The sequence below is a fragment of the Pseudoalteromonas sp. NFXS53 genome (assembly GCF_056629255.1).
On record NZ_JBWVBR010000002.1, the window covers coordinates 92,617 to 111,931 of the forward strand.

Sequence of the window (19,315 nt, forward strand, 5' to 3'; positions counted from 1 at the left end):
TAAAATAACAATCTATAAAGCCTCATTTATGTTGAATATGTATTAAACCTACATTTGCTGAATATTTTTCATACTAAATAATTTACAGATAAAATCCGGATTATGAAATTGTAACCGAATTAAAAGTGATACGTTATAAACATGTCTGTACCGCAGGATCACTCATATCAAAGTGCGGCTATAATTTTGCCCTACGCAATGCATGTGACTTACTAAAATCTTTTAAAGTACATGAAAACCAATATAAACAAAACTGCACTAAAGTCTAAGACCGTATTGGTTATATTTAAGTCAATTTAACTCTCTTAGAATTCACTTGCCCCACTCTTTTTCTTTAACTTACGATGGATATTGTTATGCAAAAAATTTGCACAAAGGATTTGTGATTTTTCAAAAGGAAATGGAAGCGACAATTACTTCCATCAAACAACCAATGGGTTACAAGCTGCCCATTAATAAGTTCAAGAAAGGAAACTAAACATGCTGATTGATTACACTCTAATATTATTATACATAAGCTCAATTGTGGTTTTCTTAGGTACCCCAGGGCCTGTTGCAGTGTTGGTCGCCAATAGCAGCGTAAATGGCGGAATATCAGCGGGGATGAAAACAATCATTGGGACTAACTTAGCGTCTATTATTTTAATTTCCGTATCATTTTTGATGATCAATGGTATATTTTCAGCCAATGATCATGCTCTTACCTTTCTAACATTTTTTGGCGCGCTGTATCTTATTTACTTTTCTATAGACACTCTCAAATCAAAAGTTAATATATCGAAAGAAAATTTAGACCAGAACAAAAGTAAGTCTTGGTTAAGAAGCGGCTTTTTAATTGGTATTTCAAATCCAAAAGATATCTTATTTTTTATTGCTTTCTTTCCGACATTTTTTAATGTCACAGACAATAAAACCGCCTCAATGTTTGTGTTACTGACGATTTGGGTAATATTAGATTACGCAGTGTTATTTTTACTTTCTTTTTTCTTCACTAAAGTATCAAAAGAAAACACTGCAAATAAAATAAATAAATGTTCTGGGACAATCTTATTACTGATAGCCTGTTTCGCTTTATATACTTCAGCACCAGAAGTATTTCAGGTATTAGCTTAATAACTAAAAATACACTTTATTATTAGGCAGATTGTTACAAATTAGTTTAAACACCTCTTACATACAAAAAAGCTCAGGCGATTTATTACCTGAGCTTTCATTTGTTTTTGTCCCCTATTTGTCCCTTGTGGGGATAAATAGAATACAAATCTTTTAATTCAGAGCATTAAGCTTAGAATGGCATTTTGAAGCCTAATAACAGCAGGGTAATTTAGGCTTATTTAATCTTATTAAAGCCCATTTTTACTGGCTTAGATGAATGTTTCATAACCTTCTATAGAGTCAAATAAGTATTTATTTGTCCCCTATTTGTCCCCGTTTTTTTCTAAAAACAGAGTTAACTAAATCAATAAATTTACAGGAAGATGCAAAAGCCTTTATTTTGAGAGTAATTCAAAGCAAGTCGTTTATGTTAAATGATATTTCAAAGTACCATATAGATCATTCATATCTATGGGTTTCGCAATATGCGCAATAAATCCATAATTCAGGTACTTTTCGATATCTTCTTTCATAACATTCGCGGTTAATGCAATCACAGGTAAGTGTGGAACACGTTTTTTTAAAATTGATTGCGCTGCGAGGCCATCCATTACGGGCATATGAATATCCATTAAGACCAAATCGAATTGCTGACTCTGTGCTATTTCTAAAGCTTGCTTACCATTTTCAACAATCATAACCTCTGCTTTTGTCGGCTTAAGCATCGACTCAATCAGTACTTTATTAATGGCATTATCCTCCGCAACTAAGATAGATTTACCCGTTAAACACGGTGCTGACAATGAGCGCCTTACTCTCTCTTGAGATACAAAGGCTACTTTTTTAAGAGGTAATGAGACATGAACTGTTGTACCTTTACCTACAGTACTTTTAATATCTATTTTACCCTGCATCATTTTAATCAAATTAGTGGTTATTGACATCCCAAGCCCTGTACCACCGTACTTTCTTGTGGTTGATGTATCTGCTTGCTCAAAACGCTCAAATACTCGCTTTGTCGCCTCTTGAGTCATGCCTATACCTGTATCAATAATTTCAATACATAAACTATCTTGCTCATTAATAGATTGGCAAGATACGTTGAGGTTGACGCTGCCTTTTTCGGTGAATTTTACTGAGTTAGAAGTAAGGTTTAAGATTATTTGTTTCACTCTAACTAAATCACCAACCCAATATTCAGTGAGATCTTTTGCTTTGTTCACCGAGAAGGTAATTTGCTTACGACTCACAATAGGGTCTAAATCATATTTAACTGACTCAAGCGCCTCCGTGATTGAAAACTGCACGTTTTCTAGCTGTAGATTATTCGCCTCAATTTTTGAGTAATCCAAAATATCATTAATAATCGTCAGTAAGCTTCGTGCAGAAAAAGCAGCGTTGCTTAATACCGTTTTTAAGTCCGGTTGTAGTTTGGCGCCCTTGAGTAATTGTAATGCTCCCAAAATTGCATTCATGGGTGTGCGAATTTCATGACTCATATTGGCCAAGAAATCGCTTTTTGCTTTTACGGCTTTTTCTGCCGCTTTCTTTGCTTCTGTGAGAGTATGCATTGCTTTAACTCGGTCCGTTACATCATAGTTAACACCTATAACTTTCAACACCTCCCCCTTTGAGTCCCTTAGTACCTCGGCACTTGCCTTGAGCGTTTTGACATCTCCATTAGGGTGGGTCACTCTAAATTCAGGTTCATATACTCCAGTGCCTTTAATGGCATTATCTAATTGTGTTTTGGCATCATCTATATCGTCTTCGTGCACACTATTGACCCAAGCCTCATAGGCACCAGAGAACTGCGATTCAGAAATACCATACAAACTGTACATCCATTTATCCCAAACTAACTCACCGCTTTTTAAATCCCACTCCCAAACCCCGATACCAGCCGAGTCATTTGCTAACTGCAGACGTAAAGCCAGTGCATCTGCTTTTTCTCTTGCTTCATGTATTTCATGCTCAATACGCTTTTGCTCTGAAATATCTTGTACAACAGACCAGATAAACTCTTGACCATGCTTATTTGTAATTTTTATGCCTGAGAGTAGAACGGGATAAGTCTGACCATTCTTTTTTATATACTCTTTTTGATAAGGCCCATAAGAACCAAATGTCTGTAATGACTCTAATTGTTCTGCTTCTTGCTGTTCATACTTTTTAGGTGTTAATGCCCAATAATCCATATTATTTAACTCGTCGACCGAATAACCTGTCATTTTGCTAAATTCAAGATTAACAAAATCAAAGCTACCATCTTCCATTGAGTTTATTGCTATACCTACAGGCGCAAGATTGACAAATTTTTCGAATTTTTCTTGTTCTTCTAAAACCGCTTCTTCGAGCGCTTTACTCTTAGAAGATAATGACTCAAGGTTAGCTTCAGCCTTCATTAACTCAGAAATGTCTCTACCAATTGCTAAGATTAATCGAGTTTCACCAACAATCAGGGGGGTTAGAGAAACCAAACAAGGAAAAGTACTTGCATCAGCACGTGAATGTGTCCATTGAAATAATTGTGGGCCCACTTCTATTGCTTGCTGTATGTACTCTCTAGCCATGTCATCTGAGCGGCGACCGCAATCTTGATATTCTGGTGATAGATCGGCTGGGCTTAATTCTAAAAAACAGTCAATACTTTGCACGCCATGCATATCAACTGCTGCCTGATTGCACTCTATAAACTTTCTTGAATCAAGATCTATGATAGATAAGGCATCGGCTGAAACCTCAAATAGTTTTTTATATTTATCTCTTTCGTGTGAAATTTCAGAAAGACGCTCTTTGAGTTGTTTATTTTCGAGCTCTAATTGATTTTGATTAACCTGCACTTATTTACCGTGGCAGAAAAGAAAACATGTGAAAAGTATAGTTCTAAATAAAATAGTTACACTGAAAATAATGAGTAATAAAAAGGTTTATTAGGCTAAAATTCAATCAAAAAACGTTACTAAAAGTATAATAATGAGCTAATGCATCTTACACATTAGCTCAAAGAGATATTTAAAAGTCAGTAAGTATTAGTCGGCCTGCTTCAAAACTGAAACAAAAGCGCCCTCACCACTTGTTACGGTAGCCATGTATTCACCATTGATATTGATTAACCCAACATAACGCGCCGGGTGATCAATACCAGACCAACCATAATCTCCAACAATTCTAGACGATAACAATTCACCTTTCGCATCAATTATACGGCCGTAAGCCGTACTTGTAGGTGTGTCATGAATTAAAATGGTTTCACCTGCCTCAGTCATAGTTAAAGCGACAGTATTCAAGTTCCAATTTAATATCTCATCATAAATTGTTTCACCAGTTTCAAGGTCTACTAACCACACCAATTTATCAGAATACATATTATAGCCTCTGTTGATGAATGACATAATTTTGCCATTCGTTGCGAAAGAGAAAGCACCTAACTTTTCTTTACCACCTTTCGCAACTAACTTTGGCTCGCCATCAGTCAACTCATATACTAAATTTAGTTCAGAATTAACGGCGTTTTCGTTAAAGGCTAGAATGTAATTATCACCTAAAAAGCGTCTTGCCTTCACTGACAATGCCTTTACGCTAACTTCATTGCCCTCAACTTCTAACAGGTTCTGATCAACTAACATTTTAAAGTCGCCATTCGCTGAAAATATAACATCTCTCATGCCCACTTCGTCACTCACTGAATGTGTCAGTTCACTCGCTGCATTAACTGTGTTTAGTTCACTGTCTAACTTTAAAAGCATTAGGCTTCCCTTTCCTTGCTCGTAATTGTAAGGAGTTGCATAGACAATTGAGGTTTCACCGTCTTTATTAATGTGGGTTGCTTTAAATTCACCTTCATTGTGAGCCAATAACTCTATTGGTTTAGTCCATGTGCCATCTGCACCACGTTTAATAAGAAAGCGATCTAACCAAGTAAAAATCGCCTCACCTTTTACGTTTGCTACCAAAGTTGGCATAGGCATAGTTTGAACAAAGAAGTAGCTCTTATTATCAGGGAAGTAATCACCAAGCGTGATGTCTGCTTCTTCCTTAAAGGTAGTAACATCGTTATTACTAAAAGTGCCCAGTTTAAATCGCCCTACACCTCTTCTTGCGTAGTCTTGCAAAACCATAACTCCAAGCTCGCCTGCTGAGGCAATCATAGGAGATGCAATTGAAAACTCAGAATCAATCGCCTGCTCTTGCCATACATAATCACTCAGTGATTTTTTAGGCACATCCGTTATGGTGATTTCTACTTTTTCTTCAGTTTTGTTTGAGCCAGAGTCAGTTGCGGTAATCGTTAAAGTAATCTTAGTATCGGCCTCAACTTTTCCCGCTCTCAGCGCTATTTCAGATTCAGAAACAGATTCAACCACCAAAGACTCAGAGCTAGACAGCGCTGTCACCGCACTTACAGCTTTATCGTCTTCAACCTTAATTAATAATGTGAGCTGCTCTAATTCATTTACTGAGCGCTCGCTTGAGTTAATAGTAATCGTCGGCGCATTGTCTTTAGACTCTGTTGAACCAGTGTTATTGCCATTCTGAGAGTTTGTTTGGGTTGTTGAAGAGTCAGCGTCGTCAGAGCCACCGCCACATGCAACCAAAGTGCACGATAATAAAATCGCAGGGAGTGTTTTTATAATTTTTGACATAATTTACTTCTTGAATGCCTTGTTTTAATAAGGCTAATTATTGTTGTTAGGCTTTGGTTGCAGCGGCTTTTAAAAACTGCTGAAGAGTTAGGTTGATATGCTTTTCAAGCAGTTGCTCAGCGAGCTTGTCGCCTACTTGATTGGTTTCCCACTGACCTTTTTCATGGTCTAGTTCTTCGTTTACTTTAAATATGTTTTTATGAATGACTTCATTACTTGCACTCAGCAGCGAATACTCAACATCAAAGTCAGCAATAATTGTGTACTCACTCGCGCCTAACCCCATTGTTAGTAGAGATTTACCTATTGATGCGGCCATATCATAATCAGCGAATGCTGGTCCCTTTTTGTCGCGAGCAGTAATCGCCACATGCAAACTAAAGTCACCTTGCTCGTCTACTAGCTTTACAGAATCTGGTAAGTTTGCTCTAAGTACTTCATTCAGTCGGCCTAACACTTTTGCAGACGCAACAGATAGCTCTGCATCTTCAATTGGTGTTAATGGTAGTTGCTCGCCACCTGTGAACATACCTGGCTTAGGTTGGCTATAAAGCACTTCATACGAAAAAGCTTTATTTTGAAACTTTTCACTATTCACTTTCTGCACGACAGCTTGCTCTACAACTGCATGCGTGGCACAGCCACCAGCGAATAAAGAAGCAGCTACTACAGCCATTGCCGGAAGTGTTTTCTTAAACATTTTTAGTTCTCCTCAATCATTGTTTAAGTAACTCGAGTATTCGAGTGGTGCGCATTCTTACTTAGACCCCAATTTAAGGACACACCAAACATTCCCCAAACCTTACCTAAACATTGTATTTTCGTTGTTTTTACTCCACCCCTTTAAATATAAGGCCTGTAGCGATGCGACAGTTTTTTTGACAAAACTCTGAGTCATGGATAATGGGAACTAATAGAAGGTATTTTTTTAGAGTCGCACTTGTACAAAATCGGAGAATTCTTTTTCAACACCAAATTGGCACATGTTGAATGTCCAAATGGTGAGCTCTATGAGCTTACGTCAACCCCATTCGAGCTACTGAAATTTCTAGTTGAAAACAATGACAGACTGGTGAGCAAACGCGAACTGGTGTTAAAGGTATGGCGGCATGAGGTGTCGGATAGCTCTATTAATAAAATGATTTCAGAGCTCAGAGCCATGTTCGGTGATTCAGCCAAGGACTCCCGCTACATAGTAACGAGACGTAAATTAGGGTACCGACTCATAGCCAAAGTAGAAACCCGTACATCTCTGCCTTCAGAAACAAGTGACGCCCTCAAGCAGGCAACTCATCTAAACAACAATGAGACCATAAATAGGCACAGCTAATTTACTGTGTTCCCTTTCAGTCTGAAATGGCAAGTTTAGCAACAGCTCAGCTACCGTTATCCACTTTTTTCGACGTGGTGGATTTGGCTAAACAATACGAAAGGTAAAATTAAATAAGGCCCTTAAGAAGATATGACGGCAATCGGTAAACTCGCTCGGGAAAAGAGAATAATGAGAAATAGAGCCAAATACTCAAATGAATTACTCATCGAGGTAAGTCAAAAAGCGTTTGATTACGCAGTTCAGCTAAATAAAGAGAATTTCTACCAGAAAAGCTGGTGGCGTGGTTTCTTTAAAAATATTAAAAATTGAAAACCTACCATGTAAGTTTTTACATTCAGATTGATGATAAACCCCGCTTTTCAGTGGGGTTTATCTTTTACCGCTAGAGATGAAGTATTTGAGCTCTTTTAAAGTGTGGGATTTCTTCTGCTAGCTAGACTAATGGTTGTTTTAGTCATTTCTTTCTTATTCTTCGGCAAAGAATTTTTATGTGTTGTCATCTATAGGTTTTAGTGTTGCATCATTTATAGGTTTTAATGTCTTATTGAATTAGGCTTTCTTGACTGACCATCAAAACCTTGGAACCAATGTACTGTATTTAGGCAATTTGTAAGCTGATTAGATTTTGCAACTGAAGACTGAAGCTGAGGTTCTCTAATGTTGCTTTCGCTTAACTAATTTAGCACTGAATTAGGTTACAACCATACCATCATAATTTTGTAAAAACCGTATTCATGCTAGGGCATAACGTGTAGCCCGACTCAACTACTCAACTTCAATTCACAAATAATGTGGTGCAAAAGTACTTTTCTTGAAATACCTAAAAATGGTTGATTATCTATGTTCGTGGAATGGATGGACGTAGCCTGATGGTAGTGCAATAACCTGTAAAATGGACGAGATCTAACAAGATCTTTGGTAAATGCACAGCAGTGTCGCTCGCTGCTTGGTACCAAAACCAGATTGCTACCCCTACTCTACTCACGCTCTAACGAGCAACTATTAGCCTTTTAAACTGCGAGGAAATTATTTTGATTGTTTAAAAAAGGGTTTTTGTGGGTATCGATTAAAGCTTAGCCCCCACCCTGATCCTAATTAACCACTCAGATTTTTGACAGAGTCTCGATTAATGCGATTTTAGTTATTCAAATTACAAGCCAAATAGGAAAGAAAATGAATAACTCAAAGAAATCAATGAAAGATCATCAAACGTTGAACTTAAACTCAATTGCCAAACCAGCACACCTATTAAAAATTGGCACTGCAGCTAATGAGCATCTGTTTTATAAATTAAAACCGATCAAAGTTGTCGCTTTTACCAGTCAGTTTCAAGTTATAAAGAAAAATGGATTACCTAAACCATTTGACCGTTCACCATTTGACATCAACGGTAACGATGAAGCTGTGCTAGAACTATTTATGATCAAGCTCAGTAAAGCACTTGGCTTACAAATGCAGAGCTTATGGACTGAAATGGTAAACAACATTGAAGATTATTATTGTTCTTTTGAAGCTAAAGAGCTGAAATTAAAGCAGCACCTTATTTTTGACCTAATTAACCTCGGCCATGGTGAAGTTACACTTGAAGCAATAGATAAGCTGGTTGAAATAAAAAGAAAGTCATTAGTACCTGAATATTTAAGCTTGCTAATAGCTCGTAAGTAAGCTTTAGCTTTACGGGGCTTTTGCTGTCAGGTCATTTAGTTTTATTTTATCTGACCTGACTGTCTCAAATAGCTATTTAGGGCCATTCATCCAAAGCTATAAGCTATTAATATGTCGTTCTAACTCATATTAGGCAGAAACTTTTTAGAGATGTAGCACAGCCTTCGCCAGAAGCAGATGGTCAAAATGCCATAGTCTCTTGTTAAGTTTATTTTTGCAGCGCTACCCGTTCTAACCCGCTTGCCACAACGTAAGGCTTACCATTTTGCGATGTATTCTTTTCACCAAGAACCAGAACATATGCACCAGCAAAATCTTCAACATCATCGACATTATGTCGTTGATAAAACGTATCAACATCACCGGCCTGAATTAAACAACTGATATTGCCTCGACCACCCGAGTTCAACCACAAATTACCATTATTTCCCAATCGTGCATCAGCCAATAAGCCCCAATAACCATGAAATTGACAATCATGTTGATCAGCTACGTCGGCAAAGTTAACGAAAAAATTCGCTACTGTGGTTGGCTCATTTTCAGCCAATGTAATTTGTTGTTGAGAGTTTCTAAATTCTTCTGAGTTAATTAGATTTCGCAAAAGAGTGCTTAAACGCCTTTGCATATTGGCATTAGGGCGAGGTCTATTGCCAACATGACGACCGCGTCCCTCGTTAGCTCCCTCCTGATCATTTGGTTCAACATCTACATTTACTCTTGGGGCTGCACCATAATTTAGGTCAATGACAATGTTCTGACCTTGGTTTCTAAGACGGTCTTCATCTCCGCCCTCATTTTCCACTCGTTGAGTTTCTGCTGAAGCAAAAGAACAATCAGCTTCATGTGGTCTCGCTCCAAAACAAGCTGCTTGACCCGTTCGGGAAGCCTTTCGGAAAAATGCATCTTTTTCACATTCAGTACATACCAAATTTTGCCTTTTCTCAGACATTTCGTTTGGTGGCAACAGTGAGAAATCTACCGCATTATATGTATTACCATCCAACGTACATTTTGCTATATCCATTTTTTACCCCATAAACTTAACGCTTGCCTAACCGGCGAAAAATAGCAGGCTAAAATTAGCGACGAAGGAGCACAAGCCTGCTGTTTTGCGTCCTTTGGTTGAGGCACTTGTTATGTGCGCTTGTATGCATCTTCATGTGAGATGCCAAGATTTACTAATAAATCTTCAAAATAGCCAACATCTTCTAACTCGCGATTATCTTCATAAGCTAAGCACAAAATAATTCTCATCTTTGCTACTTCTGGGACAGATATGTTGTAGCCATCGTTACTATCAACCCAAGGCCACAAATCCTCTTTTAACTGCTCAAGGTTAAGATTTTTATGTTCAAACCAATAATCTTTTAGTTGCGAAAATGCACTTTTAGCCAAAGGGATTTCCGGCACACCAAGCTTCTCTAACCAAAAAATCATATGGGCTGCATACTTATAATTTTCGTTCAAGCTAGGATACTCCCCTGAGCACATAACAATTTAATTTCGAGCGATTCGGTCTTTTTTCTGCCGCTAACCGACTCGATTTTCTACTTAATTATTTTTTATCATACTGGATAACTCATTGCTATAAATAGCTTTATTCCTTCAAAGCTAAAATTGCTTTGGGACAAAAACGACCAAATCGCTTGTTTTACTGACTATATGAGAAACTTGTAACAAAGAAGCCGAAAAGGATAGAAACCGAGTATCTGCAATTCGCTCAATTGAGACCTAAACTCTAACGCACTTTGGCACAGAAACGAGTTAAATTGATGTTCGACTATCTGCAAAAATACTTCTGAAAGTTAAACACGCTGATTCAGTATTTTTTCAAATAAACCCTTACAGACAACACATACGACCCATTCTGTACCCAATAAATATGCAACTTTTGATTTTTATAAAAGCATTAAAACCTCAAAGCAATGGTTCTTCACAATCACTTATAAAAAAGCCGCTTCTCGAAGCGGCTTAATCTGACTAATAACTCAATCTTAAGGTTTTGGGACAGCAACAGGTGCTGATAGATCATAAGAACTTGCTGTTAATTCTGGTGATGCTTGCTCTTCTTTTGGTTTTCTAGTTGGATCTTTCGGGCTGTCTGTACCACCCGTACCACCAAATACTTGGGATAATGATTCTTTAGTAAGTAGCATTTAAATTTTCCTTAAAAGTTACATGTTAAAATTTATGCGGCTTGTCCGCTCTTTAAATTATTTCTGGATGAATTTAAAGCAAAAGAAACACAGATCAATGCAGCTAAGATATTTGCTCCAGACTGAACGTAATCTCTAATGTGCCTTTTTACATACAAGCTATCTGACCAATGTTCAACATAAGCATAAGCTTCGATAAATGTAATAAGGTTGACGATAGCACTTATTAGAAACAAAGTAACTAATGCCGCTTCTTGAATAGAGTACCTGTGCTTTTCATAAGCCTCTGAAAAGAATTCTATCGAGCTTAACTTAAAGGCCCAATACCTTCTCCCTAATACAAATATTAAGAAGATAAGAGATATACCCATAGACCATAAATAATAACCAACTTCCATTTTTATGGCCCAGTTGTATGTCATGAGGCTTATAACTTCTACAAATGCATAGCTAAGTATCATGAATCTTGCATTTACGTCTTTCCAAGACAATAAAAGAGAAATAGCTAACACTATGGGGATTAAAAAATTTAAATAATAAAGAGTCATTCTTTCACCTCTTCGGCTTCATTATTTTTTTCATTGCCAAGAAAACCAAAGTAAGACTTTGGATTGCGACCGCTGATCAATAAAATATCGATAAACTTACTGAGTGGGATTTCGCATTTACCGCTTTCCCAATTGGAGATAGTTGATTGGTCACAGTCAGAAATCATTTTCTTAGCTAATGCAGCCTGGCTTAGTCCTAGCTCTTGCCTTATTTGCCGAATGAATCGCTGTGATTCGACTTTAAAACTAAAAGTCGTTTTTTTACGCTCGCACGTTTTCATAATTTCCTTTCCATTTAAAGCTTTTATCCTTAGCTTTATTACTAACATTTCATTTGTAATAATTGTTATTAAAACATTAAAAATGTTTGCAGCATAATAACTCAGCTATCTTTTTAATCAAGCTGAAAGCGTTCAATTTTTAGCTAATAAATCGAACCATATTTTTGACAGATCTTTTAGCTGTTATTCAATAGTTGCTCCTTTATACAAAAAGAGTAAAAACATTGAGTAATATAAATCAGCAACTAGCAACAATCGCATCCTTAATTGACTGTATAACAGGCAACCCTATTACCGGGGGTAATGAATCTGAGCTTGAGCAATTGATTGCGACTGCTGAAAAGCTAAATCATAAGCCTATTCGTGTGCTAAAAGATTGGAAACGATTTGAGCTTTGTTTGAATGAAGAAGACGAACAGTTATGTAGAGAGCAACAGCCCGAGTTATCTAAAGACGGTATATACCTTGTGTATTCACACAACGTGATCTCTGACTCAACATTTATGGTCCCTGCTGGTGGCTGGGTTAGAAGTACATTTTTAATAGCACTTCACAATCAATGCATTTTCGAAACACCAAATACAAACTACATATTGGTTGGTAATGGCCGTGAGGTAAAAATCTCTCTAGAGGAGTACTACTTACTAATTAGATTGCGCTAGGTAACAATCTTCGATAGTAATTTATTAAAGCTTAGGCTAATCGCATGATGGCTTAAGCATTACTTTTAGCCACAAACATTGTCTTAAATTGAAACCTATTGTGTTTGAATTTAAGAAGTTGAAAACACCAATTCAACTAGTTTGCATTTGTGAACATATACTAGATCTAACACACTATAGATCAAAAACTTGAGGCAGATTGTGGCTGACAAAAACTTCTTTAAGACTGTTTATCGAAATGTTTAGATCTTCAGCAGCTTTGCGCACTGAGATCTTGCCTTCGCCAATAGCCTCGTTTAGTGCTGTTGCAAATTCGAAATTAAAGCTCAATGGTTGGATTGTTTTGGATAGACCTCTCCTCTCCTGAAATTTTTTTCTATCCATTCCATCGAACTGGGCTTGAGTGATCAGTCCAAGTGTTTTTAGTCTTACAAGCATGACAGGACTGTTAACTAAGAATTTATCTGCGAGTTCATTTACATAGTCTTCGTCCATATCATTGGTGTTTAAGTTCATATGGGCACGAATAGTGTCCTGTGGCATCAGGATAGATGAAACAAATGCGTCCGCAAGCTTTTCTACAACAGGCTTTTTTCCTTTGTCGTTGAGATATGCTTTTTTAACTTTTGATGGGGGGAGCGCGTCCCAAGTTAAGCTGTGAAATAGCTCGTGAGCATAGTTAAAGTTTCTACTGCCTAACACCTCATTTATATTAATTACGATGTAGTTTTTAGACGTCATATTTACCGCAGCACTAGACACATTTGGATTTAGGTCGAGATAAAAGGTCTTGATACCGAGTTGCTCAGACACAATGCTTTGAATGTTTTGGGCTGGGTACTTGCCTAGGTTTAGGTGCGCAGCGAGTTGTTTTGCATAATACTCTGTGTCACTCACTGTACTTTGCTTATTTAGCGGCAGCTTCGGTAAGATTGCCAGCTTTTCTTCTTTGTCTTTTATTAGGTGTTCAAATAGCGCAATGATCTTAGAGACGTACTTTTCTGTTTCGTCTAGCTCAGCCTCAGATGCGTCATACTGCCTCCAAGAAAACTGTGCTTTCCCAATGATGGAAATCGGATCTAAGAACTCATCCATGGTTATGTGCAAAAACTCAATTGCAGATAACAGTTCTGCCGGCTGCATCTTTCGCTCACCGGTTTCGATTGCAGATAGTGTTTGTCTATCCTTAAAGCCCATAGCTTTAGAAAGATCTGATTGTTTTATGCCTCTGCTATTACGAAACGCTGCCAGTCGTTCCCCAATAAAATTGTCCGTTATCATCAAGCTTCTCCCAATATGTTAGGAACATTATCATCTTGCATATTTAAAAGTGCAAGATTGACGCTAACTTAATTTTGATACTTTGATTTTGCTGGCTATGTAGTTGGTTTTCTGTAAGAAGCGTCGTTTACTCTTTTGATGTTATTGCTTTGGAGTAGAAGCCTTGCCATTCTGCTCATCTTTAATTCTATGCAGCTTAACCTTTCTTCTTTCTTGTGATTTTTCAATATCAACGCCTGGATTATCCAACTCCCTAGTCTTGAACACATTGTCATACTCAATCTTTTTAATTGCCGATTTCATATCAGTCACTCCCATTAATAGTTATAAAAGTTGTCCTGCCAAAAAACCTACCATGTAAGTTTTCAAATTTTACACCCCATCAATTAATGATCAAAAGCACATAACAGAACAATATTGGCTCAATTAAAAAATCAAAAGAATGAATACGCTCCTATCAATCTTGAAGCCGCATTTTTGACGAAGCTCCAAAATAAATCATCATGGCCTTAATAAATAAAACCCTGCTAAACCAACGTATAGCAGCTTTTTAAATAGGATGAATTTTGAACTTTATTGCATATTATCGTGTTTCAACACAACGTCAGGGACAAAGTGGCCTGGGATTAGAATCGCAACAATCAATTGTCTCTGATTATATTCAGAGACAAGGTGGCACCCTACTACATCAATATACAGAAATAGAATCAGGCAAAAACAATAACCGCCCTCAATTAACACAAGCGCTACAGCATTGTCAGTTAACTAATTCTACTTTAATAGTTTCAAAACTAGACAGGCTTTCTCGAGACCTACATTTTTTAAGCTCAGTAATGAAAAGCAACATTAAGTTCATATGCTGTGACCAACCAAATTCAGGCCCGTTAGTTTTACAAGTACTCGCTGCCGTCGCAGAACAAGAAAGAAGATCAATATCGACAAGAACAAAGCAAGCGTTACAAGCTGCAAAGAACAGAGGTAAAAAACTCGGTAACCCAAACTTAAATAAGGTTCGCAATACGTGCTCTAAAAAGGCACAGGCTAAATTTATTGAGAACACTGAGAAATACCAAAATGCGATTTTCCCAGTGATTAAGAGTATTCAAGAAAGAGATATAACTACACTTGCAGCTATAGCTAACGAACTCAATAAGCTAGGCTTTAAAAGCCGTACAGGTAAACAGTTTTACCCAGCTACAGTGAGGAATATATTAAAAGCGAAAGAAGCTAACTAAAGTCACTGAGTGGCTTCATATGTATGTCTTGCCAGGACAGTATTGTAATGAAAGGCTGCAAAATCTCTCACAGCCCTAACAATAATAAATAGCTACCCTTCAATTTTCATTGCAAACAATCCCCTAGCACCGTAAATAAGTGTCGAACAGCACACTGCTTGAATAAAGCTCACAGTCACATCTTGACCTTTTACAAGTTCTAAAACCGGACCAAGCGCAAAATACAAAACGACTGCTAAGATAAAGATGTTAAAAGCCAGATAGGCTGGCCAAACCAAAAGAAAGTCACTGAATTTCAATGCTAAGACTCCGTATAATTATATATCGAGTCATCTATTATCCACGGCTGCGAATTTTGTCAAAAAAATAGTAATCAAATTAATATCAACTAGTTTCATTTTTAAAATCTATCAATTAACATCCATTAAAACATTAAAAAAGGAATAATATGGCTAACTATTTAGAAGACAAAAAAATTGATTGTTTATCTATACTAGAAACAATTCAAGTAACCGACTATTTGAAGTTTATTAAAAATGTCTACAGCTCGAAAGAAGGTGGCATAAAGGGTCAGAGAGCCCCCCTAAAAACGAAGACCGCTCAAACCATCAGAGAGCGCATGGTTACAGATATAGTCGATGGTGCTGTACTTCCACCTCTAGTTATTGGTCTTGAAGTTAAGCCCGAACATTACGATGAAGTTAAGCAACTAGATAGCCTGAGTAATGAAATAATTAAGTTCACAAATCAAGAAGTTGATAACGATCATTTTCTGACGAAAGCTAGTGTTTCTATTATTGATGGTATTCAAAGAACAACAGCAATATTAGAGGCTATTGAAAAAGATCCAACTATCGATACCCGTGAACTACGTATTGAATTTTGGGTCTCAACCTCTTTGAATAGCTTAATTTATCGAATGTTAGTTTTAAATACTGGTCAAGTACCTTGGGATATGAAAAGACAGCTAAATACTATCTATGATCCTATCGTGAAAGTATTAGGGCAAAAAGTTCCAGAATTAGACATAAAACTTTTAGATGACTCAGAACGAAGAAAATTAGCTGGACAGCATCAAAGCAGTAAACTAATTGAGTATTTTTTATGTTTTACATCCAGAAAGCCTGAAGTTGATATTAAAGAAAAAGTTGCTGAAGACTTTGCTCGTATGGATGCTATCTCAGCTACAGCTAATAAAAAGCTTTTAGAGCATTTTATTTCTGTAATAGAAATATTTATTAAGTTAGATAAATGTTTTTCGAGAGTAATTTTAGACTCGGATCAGGGTGCTAAGTTTAAAAAAGGTCAGGATATTTTTACGAGTGTTACAGCCGGAGCGGGGTTTGTAGCTGCAGCAGCGCAATACATTTTTGGACCACCAGGTTTTGATCTTGAAGATGACAGTAGCATAGAGTCAAAATGTAATGAGTGGGTAGAAAAAATTTCACCTTTAGCAACCGAATTAGAGAAGATGGATAAAGAAAAAATCCAAGAGTTTCTTCAACTAGATCTCCTAAATGAGAAGATTTCAATAAAATCCGGTAAAGTTGGGACTTTTGAACGTGAGTATTTCCTCAAAGCATTTGAAGTTCTTTTTAAATACACCGATAAGATTACTAAAACTGACATGAAGCCATGCTGGATGGCTAAATAAGCATGGCTAATATCAATGAACACGTTGAATATATTTTTGATACATTGATTGGAAGAACTTCTGACCAGAAGGTTAAATCCGACAAGGGGAAATTCAGGCCTCAAGTTGCTGAACCAGATGAACAAAAAAAGTTTAGGAGTTTTAATAGTTTAAGTAATTTCAAACCTTTACCAAATTTAAAAGCTTGCTCTTTTAAATCTGGGGAAACACTGTTTTTCGCGGTAAATCTCAATGAAATTGCACTAGATAACCAAATATATACTGGAATGTTTGAGCAGGAAATTTCTGAAGCTGATTTTCTTTATGTAGTCAAAACTCTCGAACTTGAAGTAAAGTCAGTTATCACTGAAGAAGTTTTACTAGAAGAAGTTCTATACCAACCTCAATCTTCAGAATATGAGGGGCATTCTTTAAAAGAGCTTATACCTTACTTTGATAACTTTTGTATTATCCAAATTCCAAGGGAACATGTATCTTCAAGCTTTGAAATTGAAAGACTTTCTTACTTCATACTGAGCAGTGTTAATTCCCTTATCCCTTTACCTATAAACGAAGTCGGAGATAAGTATATTGAACTGCTGGCTAACAAAAAGAATCAGCCTGTACAAAATATTTTTATGTCATTAACTTCTACGCATTGGAAGCACGCCTTTTTAGAGCTCTACAGGTGTATCGAAGGTCTATATATTTTACCTTATGGTATAGAGTTGAAAACGGAAATTAGTTATTCTGGAAAAGCAATTACGTTAGCTAGGAAATGCGTAAATAAGTTGAAGTGGAGAAGAAAAGAGGAGGCTTCATTAAAGAAATTGTTTGAACATACGCTCCCAAAACTCCAATTACAAGGTATTATAAGCAGTACTTCATACCTAAACTCCATAACAAATATAAACTCTAGTAAAATTTCAGAAAAGATTTATCTGCTTCGTAATAATCTAGTTCACCAGACTGATAATGAGCAAGTTTTAACTGATGATGAGTGGCGAGAGTTACTTGCTTTGCTACTAAACAAAATTGAAATAATATATGAAGATTTTGCAACTGAAGTTTAACCTCATAGTGTATTTTTAAAATATTTGATACCTAATAATATGTACTAGCTCAGACTTGATCTGACAGTTACCCGTTTTTTATCGGTGACTGTCAGCTTAGATTTGAGCTAAATTCTTTTCTGCCCAAATACGTTTTCCGTCTTCTAAGGTCTCAAGTGGCGTTCTACCACAGCACATTTTTCCTTGATGTGTTCGGTCATTATTGTAATAAACCATCCATTCGTCCAGATCCTTTTGCAATTCTTCTAGTGAGCTATACAGCTTCTTACGGAATGTAATTTGATAAAACTCGTTAAGTATCGTTTTGTGGAATCGCTCACAGATACCGTTGGTTTGAGGCGACATCGCTTTAGTTTTCGTATGGTCTATATCGTTAATTGCCAGATAAAGTTGGTAGTCATGATGTTCAACCTTGCCACAATACTCTGTACCTCGGTCAGTCAGAATTCGTAGCATTGGCAGCTCATGCTGTTCGAAATAAGGTAAAACCTTATCATTAAGTATGTCAGCCGCTGTAATCGGTGTTTTGGTGGTGTACAGCTTTGCAAACGCCACTTTGCTATAGGTATCAACAAATGTCTGCTGATAAATACGGCCTACACCTTTCAGGTTGCCAACATAGAACGTGTCTTGGGAGCCTAGATAACCTGGATGTGCGGTTTCAATTTCACCACAAGCTTCATCATCACTTTTCTTTTTTTCAAGCGCAGCGATTTGGCTGTCAGTTAAGATAATACCTTCGCTAGCAACTTTATCTTCTAAAGCTTTCAGACGCTTTTTAAAGTTCTCTAAGTCATGGCGTAACCAAATCGAGCGAACACCGCTGCCAGATACAAACACACCTTGCTTCCTAAGTTCGTTGCTTGTTCTATGCTGGCCGTGAGCTGGGTAGTCAATAGCGTACTTAACCACGGCTTGTTCAGTTTCTTCATCGACTCTGTTTTTGATGTTTGGAGACCTGCGACTTTTATCAATTAATGCATCCAAGCCGCCATCTTCGACAAGCTCTTGATATCGATAAAACGTGTCTCTGGAAACGCCCATGACTTTACAGGCTTTAGAAACGTTACCTAATTCTTCAGCAAGATTAAGTAAACCAGTTTTGTGTTTAATGATTGGGTTGTTAGTATGTAACATGAGAGTTACCACCTTTTGGTTGTTTTGATTAAAAGATTCGACACCTTTATCAAAACGGGTAACTCTCAATTTTTCAAATCGAAATGTCAGATCAAGTCGAGACTAATTCAAATAATAGGTAAGCTTCGAAACTTACCTATTCTATTTTGCTGAAAAATTTCTTAACCTCTAAATTCATAATGTCGTTTTAATATTTTACTAAAGCAAAACAGTATCCCTAGGATCATCACTCAAGACTCCAAATAGTTTGTAATCTTTCATCACTACAACAAGACTGTCATGTTTTGTTATGTCATCAGACTGATTCCTTTCTCTAATAAATTGAGAAACACAGAAGGCATAAAGCTTCGCTTGATCTTCACTTAATCCAAATACTTCTAGCTCTTCCGGCTTAACGGCCTCAGTCATTATTAGTGCGCCCCAAAGGATCTTTTGTGTGCGAGTTAAAGTCATTACTTACATTCCCTACCAAATTTTCTATTGCCTCAAACTTACTACTTAATTAAATGCTTATTTGTCAAAAGCAGCAGAAAAACAAATAGGTTTTAATGGATTCATCATTATAAACAG

At 36.9% G+C, this 19,315-nt stretch carries 20 protein-coding genes; 7 read left to right on the plus strand and 13 right to left on the minus strand.

Features of this window, described 5'->3' with window-relative positions; genetic code table 11:
- Window positions 1–480: 480 nt before the first annotated feature.
- Complete coding sequence (locus tag AC1HJP_RS03235) at window positions 481–1,113, plus strand: LysE family translocator (RefSeq protein WP_480360337.1); 633 nt, start codon at window positions 481–483, stop codon at window positions 1,111–1,113.
- Between the two features lie 407 nt (window positions 1,114–1,520).
- On the opposite strand, the gene AC1HJP_RS03240 is transcribed toward AC1HJP_RS03235, so the two are convergent.
- The 3 genes from AC1HJP_RS03240 to AC1HJP_RS03250 all read right to left on the minus strand — a co-directional run bounded on the left by AC1HJP_RS03240 (window position 1,521) and on the right by AC1HJP_RS03250 (window position 6,441).
- Window positions 1,521–3,938, minus strand: coding sequence for a PAS domain-containing hybrid sensor histidine kinase/response regulator (locus tag AC1HJP_RS03240; protein ID WP_480360338.1), 2,418 nt, complete (start codon window positions 3,936–3,938; stop codon window positions 1,521–1,523).
- Between the two features lie 189 nt (window positions 3,939–4,127).
- On the minus strand, window positions 4,128–5,741 hold the full coding sequence (locus AC1HJP_RS03245; protein ID WP_480360340.1) for a hypothetical protein: 1,614 nt from the start codon (window positions 5,739–5,741) through the stop codon (window positions 4,128–4,130).
- Between the two features lie 46 nt (window positions 5,742–5,787).
- Window positions 5,788–6,441, minus strand: a complete 654-nt coding sequence (locus AC1HJP_RS03250) for a hypothetical protein (protein WP_480360341.1) — start codon at window positions 6,439–6,441, stop codon at window positions 5,788–5,790.
- 240 nt (window positions 6,442–6,681) lie between these two features.
- Between AC1HJP_RS03250 and AC1HJP_RS03255 the strand changes: the two genes are divergently transcribed.
- Window positions 6,682–7,071, plus strand: coding sequence for a winged helix-turn-helix domain-containing protein (locus tag AC1HJP_RS03255; protein ID WP_480360342.1), 390 nt, complete (start codon window positions 6,682–6,684; stop codon window positions 7,069–7,071).
- A 1,176-nt stretch (window positions 7,072–8,247) separates the two neighbouring features.
- Window positions 8,248–8,739: a hypothetical protein gene (locus AC1HJP_RS03260; RefSeq protein WP_480360344.1), complete on the plus strand. Its 492-nt coding sequence runs from the start codon at window positions 8,248–8,250 to the stop codon at window positions 8,737–8,739.
- A 208-nt stretch (window positions 8,740–8,947) separates the two neighbouring features.
- On the opposite strand, the gene AC1HJP_RS03265 is transcribed toward AC1HJP_RS03260, so the two are convergent.
- From AC1HJP_RS03265 to AC1HJP_RS03285, 5 genes are all read right to left on the minus strand, one after another.
- Window positions 8,948–9,763 carry a hypothetical protein gene (locus AC1HJP_RS03265; protein WP_480360345.1) on the minus strand — a complete coding sequence of 272 codons (816 nt, stop codon included), beginning with the start codon at window positions 9,761–9,763 and terminating at the stop codon, window positions 8,948–8,950.
- Window positions 9,764–9,873: 110 nt separating this feature from the next.
- The gene (locus AC1HJP_RS03270) at window positions 9,874–10,206 is read right to left on the minus strand and encodes a hypothetical protein (protein ID WP_480360346.1); all 333 of its coding nucleotides are present in this window, start codon (window positions 10,204–10,206) and stop codon (window positions 9,874–9,876) included.
- 527 nt (window positions 10,207–10,733) lie between these two features.
- The gene (locus AC1HJP_RS03275) at window positions 10,734–10,895 is read right to left on the minus strand and encodes a hypothetical protein (protein ID WP_480360347.1); all 162 of its coding nucleotides are present in this window, start codon (window positions 10,893–10,895) and stop codon (window positions 10,734–10,736) included.
- Between the two features lie 32 nt (window positions 10,896–10,927).
- Window positions 10,928–11,443 (minus strand): hypothetical protein, encoded by a 516-nt coding sequence (locus AC1HJP_RS03280; protein WP_480360348.1) that lies wholly within the window; start codon window positions 11,441–11,443, stop codon window positions 10,928–10,930.
- The gene (locus AC1HJP_RS03285) at window positions 11,440–11,772 is read right to left on the minus strand and encodes a helix-turn-helix domain-containing protein (RefSeq protein ID WP_480360349.1); all 333 of its coding nucleotides are present in this window, start codon (window positions 11,770–11,772) and stop codon (window positions 11,440–11,442) included. Before AC1HJP_RS03285 ends, AC1HJP_RS03280 begins: the two co-directional genes overlap by 4 nt.
- Before the next feature lie 176 nt (window positions 11,773–11,948).
- Between AC1HJP_RS03285 and AC1HJP_RS03290 the strand changes: the two genes are divergently transcribed.
- On the plus strand, window positions 11,949–12,386 hold the full coding sequence (locus AC1HJP_RS03290; protein ID WP_480360350.1) for a DUF6957 family protein: 438 nt from the start codon (window positions 11,949–11,951) through the stop codon (window positions 12,384–12,386).
- A 174-nt stretch (window positions 12,387–12,560) separates the two neighbouring features.
- Here AC1HJP_RS03290 and AC1HJP_RS03295 read toward each other — a convergent pair whose 3' ends face one another.
- On the minus strand, window positions 12,561–13,667 hold the full coding sequence (locus AC1HJP_RS03295) for a helix-turn-helix domain-containing protein (protein ID WP_480360351.1): 1,107 nt from the start codon (window positions 13,665–13,667) through the stop codon (window positions 12,561–12,563).
- Between the two features lie 141 nt (window positions 13,668–13,808).
- Window positions 13,809–13,970, minus strand: a complete 162-nt coding sequence (locus AC1HJP_RS03300; RefSeq protein WP_480360352.1) for a hypothetical protein — start codon at window positions 13,968–13,970, stop codon at window positions 13,809–13,811.
- Window positions 13,971–14,233: 263 nt separating this feature from the next.
- Between AC1HJP_RS03300 and AC1HJP_RS03305 the strand changes: the two genes are divergently transcribed.
- Window positions 14,234–14,902, plus strand: a complete 669-nt coding sequence (locus tag AC1HJP_RS03305) for a recombinase family protein (protein WP_480360353.1) — start codon at window positions 14,234–14,236, stop codon at window positions 14,900–14,902.
- Window positions 14,903–14,994: 92 nt separating this feature from the next.
- Here AC1HJP_RS03305 and AC1HJP_RS03310 read toward each other — a convergent pair whose 3' ends face one another.
- Complete coding sequence (locus AC1HJP_RS03310) at window positions 14,995–15,201, minus strand: hypothetical protein (RefSeq protein WP_480360354.1); 207 nt, start codon at window positions 15,199–15,201, stop codon at window positions 14,995–14,997.
- Between the two features lie 149 nt (window positions 15,202–15,350).
- Between AC1HJP_RS03310 and AC1HJP_RS03315 the strand changes: the two genes are divergently transcribed.
- Window positions 15,351–16,556, plus strand: a complete 1,206-nt coding sequence (locus AC1HJP_RS03315; RefSeq protein WP_480360355.1) for a hypothetical protein — start codon at window positions 15,351–15,353, stop codon at window positions 16,554–16,556.
- Window positions 16,557–16,558: 2 nt separating this feature from the next.
- Window positions 16,559–17,608: a hypothetical protein gene (locus AC1HJP_RS03320; RefSeq protein WP_480360356.1), complete on the plus strand. Its 1,050-nt coding sequence runs from the start codon at window positions 16,559–16,561 to the stop codon at window positions 17,606–17,608.
- 96 nt (window positions 17,609–17,704) lie between these two features.
- Here the strand turns inward: AC1HJP_RS03320 and AC1HJP_RS03325 are convergent, their stop codons facing one another.
- Window positions 17,705–18,745, minus strand: a complete 1,041-nt coding sequence (locus tag AC1HJP_RS03325; protein ID WP_480360357.1) for an IS481 family transposase — start codon at window positions 18,743–18,745, stop codon at window positions 17,705–17,707.
- Window positions 18,746–18,943: 198 nt separating this feature from the next.
- Entirely contained in the window at window positions 18,944–19,198 is a 255-nt protein-coding gene (locus AC1HJP_RS03330; RefSeq protein ID WP_480360358.1) for a hypothetical protein, read from the minus strand.
- Window positions 19,199–19,315: the final 117 nt, after the last annotated feature.

What these genes read in the sequence shown, in the direction of transcription:
- AC1HJP_RS03235 (WP_480360337.1), top strand. Translation starts at nt 481, where the DNA reads ATGCTGATTGATTACACTCTAATATTATTATACATAAGCTCAATTGTG.
- AC1HJP_RS03245 (WP_480360340.1), bottom strand. Translation starts at nt 5,741, where the DNA reads ATGTCAAAAATTATAAAAACACTCCCTGCGATTTTATTATCGTGCACT.
- AC1HJP_RS03250 (WP_480360341.1), bottom strand. Translation starts at nt 6,441, where the DNA reads ATGTTTAAGAAAACACTTCCGGCAATGGCTGTAGTAGCTGCTTCTTTA.
- AC1HJP_RS03260 (WP_480360344.1), top strand. Translation starts at nt 8,248, where the DNA reads ATGAATAACTCAAAGAAATCAATGAAAGATCATCAAACGTTGAACTTA.
- AC1HJP_RS03265 (WP_480360345.1), bottom strand. Translation starts at nt 9,763, where the DNA reads ATGGATATAGCAAAATGTACGTTGGATGGTAATACATATAATGCGGTA.
- AC1HJP_RS03275 (WP_480360347.1), bottom strand. Translation starts at nt 10,895, where the DNA reads ATGCTACTTACTAAAGAATCATTATCCCAAGTATTTGGTGGTACGGGT.
- AC1HJP_RS03280 (WP_480360348.1), bottom strand. Translation starts at nt 11,443, where the DNA reads ATGACTCTTTATTATTTAAATTTTTTAATCCCCATAGTGTTAGCTATT.
- AC1HJP_RS03285 (WP_480360349.1), bottom strand. Translation starts at nt 11,772, where the DNA reads ATGTTAGTAATAAAGCTAAGGATAAAAGCTTTAAATGGAAAGGAAATT.
- AC1HJP_RS03295 (WP_480360351.1), bottom strand. Translation starts at nt 13,667, where the DNA reads ATGATAACGGACAATTTTATTGGGGAACGACTGGCAGCGTTTCGTAAT.
- AC1HJP_RS03300 (WP_480360352.1), bottom strand. Translation starts at nt 13,970, where the DNA reads ATGAAATCGGCAATTAAAAAGATTGAGTATGACAATGTGTTCAAGACT.
- AC1HJP_RS03315 (WP_480360355.1), top strand. Translation starts at nt 15,351, where the DNA reads ATGGCTAACTATTTAGAAGACAAAAAAATTGATTGTTTATCTATACTA.
- AC1HJP_RS03320 (WP_480360356.1), top strand. Translation starts at nt 16,559, where the DNA reads ATGGCTAATATCAATGAACACGTTGAATATATTTTTGATACATTGATT.
- AC1HJP_RS03325 (WP_480360357.1), bottom strand. Translation starts at nt 18,745, where the DNA reads ATGTTACATACTAACAACCCAATCATTAAACACAAAACTGGTTTACTT.
- AC1HJP_RS03330 (WP_480360358.1), bottom strand. Translation starts at nt 19,198, where the DNA reads ATGACTTTAACTCGCACACAAAAGATCCTTTGGGGCGCACTAATAATG.